Origin of the sequence: Bartonella sp. AA78NXGY (genome assembly GCF_042197005.1) — a bacterium.
GTDB lineage: Bacteria > Pseudomonadota > Alphaproteobacteria > Rhizobiales > Rhizobiaceae > Bartonella.
The window spans coordinates 1-6,311 of the sequence record NZ_JBHIRI010000034.1 but is presented as its reverse complement, the minus strand read 5'-3'; the positions used below and the strand labels follow the sequence as shown (position 1 = coordinate 6,311).

The following is a 6,311-nucleotide window of genomic DNA, read 5'->3' as shown; positions in this document are numbered from 1 at the left end:
GGTGGTTACACCACAAAAATAGAGTGCGAACTTTTTGATGCATCACAAGAAGATGCGGCTGGAAACGTTGCAAACACAACACCAGACAAAGATGATACCCTTGACCCAAACGCTCCACCAAACGCATGCGACGAAGGCGAAGGCGTTATCCATATGGATGAGGAAGATAGATAAACAAAGCTATTTTATGATGATAAAAAGAAATACTATTTTTATTTTACTATTCCTAAAAATACAGCTAAACAGCGTTCAATTTCTACCATTTTATCTGCATGAATGGAACCGAAAGCTGGACTAACTTTTTCACATCTTACCGTCATAATCTTATCAATCATGACTTGCGAAGGTTTTTGCAAACCATTTTTAGCGTTTGGCTGAATCGTAATGCGGAGTAATGGCGCATCAACAAGTGTGCTAGTAATGGGTAAAACTGTTACACTTGTATGTTCACTGAATTGATTAGCTTGAATGATTAACGCAGGTCTTGGTTTACCAAAATCGCCTTGCATCGCTATTGTGACGAGAAATCCACGCATCATTCTGTCCAGCCATCAATATCCATTAAAGATTGATCCATCAACAACTGCATAGATGTATCTGTTTTATCCATTTTTGCGACTAAGCGACATTGGCGTCGGCACTCTTCTGCAAAGTTTGGTTGGCGAGTATCTGGTACCCAAATTTGCATTAAACGCAAACCTGCTTTTCTTTGTGCGTTGCGATGTTTTTGAACGCGTTCATTGACGTGCATTGTAGCCATAACAAAATCTCCATTATGTTTCATGTAACGTATAACATAGAAAAAAGTTACATGAAACGAAATTTTTAATAAAACACAATAATTACAATTTTAATCTATCAATCTTCTCCACCTTTTGTGGGGCTTTTTTATAGGAGCAATACATGAGAACAATATCACCAGAAGGGCTAGCACTGATTAAACAATGGGAAGGTTTACGTCTCAATGCCTATAAAGACGCCATTGGGGTGTGGACCATTGGTTATGGACATACAAACAATGCTGGAAAACCTTTTGTTCATAAAGGTATGGCAATCACTGAAAAACAAGCAGAAGAACTTCTTTGCCAAGACTTAAGACAATTTGAAAATGCCGTTGAACAAGCGTTCAATGCATTGATTTATAATGATAATTCACTGTTTTGTATGTTGAATGAGAGTCCCGAATAACGTAGGATTCTCTCATTTCAAATCTGTTTATCTTGAATCAATCAAAACCACTTACTTGCACGTCACAAGCGGGGTTGATGTGTGGGTAAAAATTGTACAAGAAAGGAGTAAAAATGGTTCTTATGAATCGTCTTAATGCAAGGGCTGTCGCAACATTGGGAGCTGGTAAATATAATGATGGTGCCGGCTTGCTTCTTCACAAACGTAAAGATGGTGGTGCTCAATGGCTTTATCGTTATACCATTCATGGGCGGCGTCGCGAAATGGGCTTGGGTGCTTTAAGAGATGTCTCTTTAAAACAAGCCCGTGAATTGGCAACTGGGTGGCGGGCTGTTTTACGTGAAGGGCGTGACCCTATTAAAGAACGTAATAAACAAAAGCGTGAGGCAATAAGCAATCTCCATTACTTAAAAGATATTGCACTAGATACTTTTGAAACTCGTAAAGCTGAATTAAAAGGTGATGGTAAAAATGGTAAATGGTTTACACCTTTACGCCTTCATATTCTCCCTAAATTAGGCTGTTTACCCGTTTCAGAGATTACGCAAACAGAGATACGCAATACCCTTGCTCCCATTTGGCATACAAAAGCTGTAATTGCTCGAACAGCATTGATACGTCTTAATCTTTGTCTCAAACATGCGGCTGCATTAGGTGTAGATGTTGATTTACAAGCTGTAGAAAAAGCAAAAGCTCTCTTAGGAAAACAACGCCATAAGGTCACTAATAGACCAGCGATGGATTGGAGAGAGGTTCCGGCTTTTTATAAAACACTCTGTGAAGCATCAACCATAACACAACTGGCTTTGCGTTTGCTTATTCTGACAGGTGTTCGTACCAATCCTTTACGTCATATTCATAAAGATCAAATTGATGGGGATATATGGACCATACCTGCTGAAAATATGAAAGGCAAGCGTGATACAACAAAAGAATTTCGCGTGCCTTTATCAACTGAAGCATTAGACATTTTAAAACAAGCACGATTGCTTTCTCGTAATGATTTCTTTTTTTCTGCTAAAGGTCGCGGTCCCCTCGCTGAGAAGTGTATGGCTCAATATATGAGAGACAATAAACTTGAAGCCTGCCCGCATGGTTTTCGCTCTAGTTTACGCGATTGGCTAGCAGAAACAACCGATGCTCCCTATGAGGTCGCTGAAACTATTCTAAGTCATACAGTAGGAGGACAAGTAGAGCGCTCCTATCGTCGTACTGACTATCTAGAACAGCGCCGTGTCTATATGGAGAAATGGGCGGCTTATGTCACGGGTCAATCTTAAGATATGGGGTAATTTACCCCATGATCTGTGGATAACTTTAGCTCTCTTCTCTCTCATTCTCTCTCAATAAGAGTCATAAATTATCACATCAGAAATTGTATGATAAAATATTGTTTTATATAAATAAAATACCTTCAAAAATGAACCAAAATGTGGTTAATAAATGGTTATGATTTGTTACCATTTTTATAGTGAAAGGATTTTAATATGACAGAAAATGATATTCTTTTAACAGACCGTGAAAGTGCAAAATTGCTTCATATGAGTGTCTCAACTTTCCGCCGTCATGTTACCAATGGCTCTTTACCAAAACCTTTAAAATTTGGTTTTTTATCGCGTTGGTTACAATCAGATCTTTTGAATGTCATCGAGCAAGCAAAACAGCAACGTTATAACGACGCGGCATAAAAAGAAAACCTTGTCACATAAGGATGGACAAGGCTTTCTCAAGCTCATCAACCTGGAGCTTTATTTGGTGTAAATTCAAGGCTTTCTCTGCTGAAGCAAGACTTAAGGTTTGCATTCAAGTTGTTCTGAATGCTTTTTACAATAAGAGCTATTTAAGCGTCTCTCAACACTTCGCTGAGGCATGACAGCACCAAGACGACATATGGGAAGGTTGTCTGATTTATGGTTCTCACACCAATCTTGTATTGTAAAGCTAGGGCGAAAACCTGATTGCGCCATACACATTTCAATACTGGCAAATTGATTCAAATCTAGCGCCACAACCTTATTAAGGTCCGGTACTCCACATTCTAAAAGTATTTTATTTCTCCATAATGCTGGAGAAAGTGAGGGAATTGAGTTAACACATCCAGTGATACTTAACAGAGCTATACAACTCAACAGTTTTAAGATTTTCTTCATTCTTCCCCTCTTTCAATGGATTTATTTACAATAAAACAGAGCTCATAAGCCTGTTGATATTTTCTGTCACCGCTGTTTAAAACAACGGTGAACAATATTGAAATGATTGGTTGAGGAAACAATCGCGCCATTCCAAGTGAAGGCAAGGATGGCGGATTGTTGATCATCACAAGCAAGACTTAAGGCTTGCATTCAGGTGCATTTTTATATTTTTTACAATAAGGGCTGTTTAAGCGCTTCTTGACACTGGGCCTCGGGATCACAGCACCTGGACGACATATGGGAAGGTTTTCGGCTTTATGATTCTCGCACCAAGTCCCTCCCCCCACTTTATCACGGAAACCTGATTGAACCATGCAAGCATAAATTGTTGCTTTTGCATTGATGCTCTGCTTTCTGTTTTCTGGAAATACATCATAAGGGGTTGGCATGCCACATTCTAATAATGCTTTTGCTACCTCAGTAAAATCTGCTCCCGATTTCTCCCAGGCTCCTATAGAGGAGGTAGGAGTTTTATTAAATTGACAACCAGTGATGATTAATAGAGTTAATGTACTCAATAATTTTAAAGGTTTTTTCATTTTTTACTCCATGATTTACTTGAAGGAACTTGTTCACGATGAGATGTGCCATAAGTCTTTTGGCACATATCGCTCGCATCTCCAAGGCAAGTATGGGAACTTATGGGATTTGTAGCCACTCTCAACCATTCTGTCCAAACGTTACTGCCAGCAGGGAGTGTCCCGTAGGTATAGCCATTGCCACCAATAATTCTGCTGACAAAGTCATATCTATTCCCATCAAAGCCAATAGTGGTTTGTTTGCCATCACTCACATAACCTAACAGACCGGATGCAACTAAAACATTAAAGGCTGGTCCATAGAAATTGATATTCGTGTTGTCGGCTATACCGTGCACACCTTCTTGTTTGAAAGAATTCAGCATATTCCCCAATGTCATTGTCCCGCGACTATGTCCATAAAGTTCTAATCCTGTAAGACCATAGCTATACATCAAATCTTTTGCTTCTTGTGTTGAATTGGTCAAACCCCAAAAGTTATTTTCCATAAACTTCTGATAGCCCGCGACTAGAAGTTCTGAGATAGCAGAATCAGCTTCTGGGAACACAACAAAATAAAGCGGTTCATTTTTATTCTCCGCATGTTGAACCGCATAAACAGCGGCTTCCTCTGGTGGAGTAAAGATGCCATTAAAGGACACATGCACCTTGCCATCAGCACCCTCTTGTAAATGCTGCTTTTCTTCATCCGTTAAATAATGTGCGTGAGGTATTTTTTGTCCACGAGCGTCTTTGATATACTGTCCATTTGCATCTATTTCATAGATTATATTACCCTTTTCATCACGGTCGACCACAGCGATGGGGTGCTCTTTGATAAACATGGTTTTATAGGAGTCATTACTGTATTTAAATCCTTCTTCTAAAAGTTGGGTTGCCATTTCACGGTTTTCATGGACGATTTGTTCCAGCTTGCCTGCATCGAGCTGTTGTACACCCTTATGGGCGGTGGCAGTATCACGATTAAGGGAGGCTATGGCTTGTTCCACATCTTGCCCTGTCAATGCCTTCTGCCCTGCTTCATCAGTAATGACAATGGTGCCATCGCTAATGGCGGATTTGGTGTATCCTTCCTCTGAATCTTTAGCTTTTGAATGATCTAAGACATTTTTAGCAATGTTTTTCCCGACACCATATTTGCCCTGATACATCGGACCACCCGCAGAAATGCTTAACCCTTGACTGCTGGCTTGAGCATGCGCACCGTTGCTGATATCACTGGTGCTGATGCTTCCTGTGGTTAGGCTGTTTTTATCTGCCGGCGCAGTGCTGGAAATAAGTCCTCCGGTCAGCGTTGTTTTATCTTTAACGTTGATCTTAAAGCCGCCATCACCCGCTTTGATGCCTGATTGCTCCACAACACTATGATAATCGCTAGAGGATTTATCCTTGTTCAAGGAAATATTGGTTGTGGCTGTACCATCCTTTTCTCGGCTATTATAACCAATGGAAAAAGAGTTTTGCTTGCTGGAACTTTGTCCCGTATCACTGCGGCTGACAACGGTAAAATCACCCCCTACTTCCATTTCTACACGCTCTCCAGAAGCCACGGCGCCTGCCAATGTGGTGTTTGCCCCACTGCTGGTATGAACAGTGCCAGTGCCAACAATATGGCTGTTTTTGTGATGCACTTCCTCACTGGAACCCTTGCCTTTACCAAAAGAAGCATTCCCCATCCACCCTGTACCACCGGTACCATAACTATACCCAACATTCATTGAAGCGCTTTGCGTGTGGTTTTCTGTGCTCTGCGTGTTTTGCGCACTTTCAAAGATGATATCTTTACCTGCTCCCATGGTGATATTCCCGCTCTGTTCATCATTGCTTTGCATCGGGTTTGTACCGGCAATAATATCGGCTCCAACACCATGGATGCTGCCTTTGTGGGCTTGCATATTAACAGCGCGTCCTGCTTCTATTGTACCTGTCACCGCAGTAGAGGTCTGAACAGAGGCTTCTGCCTTCTCTGTCTTAAAGCCCACGGTTACGCTAGCAGAAACATCAGCAATATCACGAATAGACTGTTTAAGGTTTCCACCCTTCATCTCATTATAAAGACCTTTGCCTTTGCTATAGAGATCATAGCCTTTTAGACCAGCAATAAGACCATTGCCGATTTTGTGTTTTGTATCCCCATGACCAAAACGTTTGGCTGCATCCTTTACATCTTGTACAGCACCAAGAATGCCCACATTGACAGAGCCTGTCACACCAGCAAAAGACTTTTCATGCTTTTCTTTTGCGTTAGAGGTATCATAGCTTTCTGATAGGGTGATATTATTGCCGGCATCAATGTTCACATCACGATCCGCCGAAACAATGGCTGCTTGTAAATTCACATCATTGTCAGCAGTAATCTGCACATCTTGGCGTGCCGTGATGTGTGATTGTG

7 protein-coding genes and 2 pseudogenes are annotated in these 6,311 nt (G+C 41.0%); 4 read left to right on the top strand and 5 right to left on the bottom strand.

The window, feature by feature from the left end:
• Nucleotides 1–174, top strand: a pseudogene (locus ACFINL_RS09245) (late control protein); the annotation flags it as partial.
• Nucleotides 175–212: 38 nt separating this feature from the next.
• Here the strand turns inward: ACFINL_RS09245 and ACFINL_RS09240 are convergent.
• On the bottom strand, nucleotides 213–536 hold the full coding sequence (locus tag ACFINL_RS09240; RefSeq protein WP_375612371.1) for a type II toxin-antitoxin system PemK/MazF family toxin: 324 nt from the start codon (nucleotides 534–536) through the stop codon (nucleotides 213–215).
• Nucleotides 536–760: an antitoxin MazE family protein gene (locus tag ACFINL_RS09235; RefSeq protein WP_012230987.1), complete on the bottom strand. Its 225-nt coding sequence runs from the start codon at nucleotides 758–760 to the stop codon at nucleotides 536–538. The genes ACFINL_RS09240 and ACFINL_RS09235 overlap by 1 nt, the downstream gene beginning before the upstream one ends.
• A 143-nt stretch (nucleotides 761–903) precedes the next feature.
• Between ACFINL_RS09235 and ACFINL_RS09230 the strand changes: the two are divergent.
• From ACFINL_RS09230 to ACFINL_RS09220, 3 genes and pseudogenes are all read left to right on the top strand, one after another.
• Nucleotides 904–1,149, top strand: a pseudogene (locus ACFINL_RS09230) (lysozyme); the annotation flags it as partial.
• A 152-nt stretch (nucleotides 1,150–1,301) separates the two neighbouring features.
• A complete protein-coding gene (locus tag ACFINL_RS09225; RefSeq protein WP_375651449.1) occupies nucleotides 1,302–2,468 on the top strand; it encodes a tyrosine-type recombinase/integrase in 1,167 nt (388 codons plus the stop codon).
• A gap of 207 nt (nucleotides 2,469–2,675) precedes the next feature.
• Nucleotides 2,676–2,876 carry an AlpA family transcriptional regulator gene (locus tag ACFINL_RS09220; RefSeq protein WP_015856172.1) on the top strand — a complete coding sequence of 67 codons (201 nt, stop codon included), beginning with the start codon at nucleotides 2,676–2,678 and terminating at the stop codon, nucleotides 2,874–2,876.
• Nucleotides 2,877–2,978: 102 nt separating this feature from the next.
• Here the strand turns inward: ACFINL_RS09220 and ACFINL_RS09215 are convergent, their stop codons facing one another.
• The 3 genes from ACFINL_RS09215 to ACFINL_RS09205 form a co-directional block, all read right to left on the bottom strand.
• Nucleotides 2,979–3,338 (bottom strand): hypothetical protein, encoded by a 360-nt coding sequence (locus ACFINL_RS09215; RefSeq protein WP_375651448.1) that lies wholly within the window; start codon nucleotides 3,336–3,338, stop codon nucleotides 2,979–2,981.
• 179 nt (nucleotides 3,339–3,517) lie between these two features.
• Nucleotides 3,518–3,919: a hypothetical protein gene (locus ACFINL_RS09210; protein WP_375646848.1), complete on the bottom strand. Its 402-nt coding sequence runs from the start codon at nucleotides 3,917–3,919 to the stop codon at nucleotides 3,518–3,520.
• Nucleotides 3,916–6,311, bottom strand: a 2,396-nt coding sequence (locus tag ACFINL_RS09205) for a hemagglutinin repeat-containing protein (RefSeq protein ID WP_375651447.1), incomplete at its 5' end; no start/stop codon positions are given. The genes ACFINL_RS09210 and ACFINL_RS09205, both read right to left, overlap by 4 nt.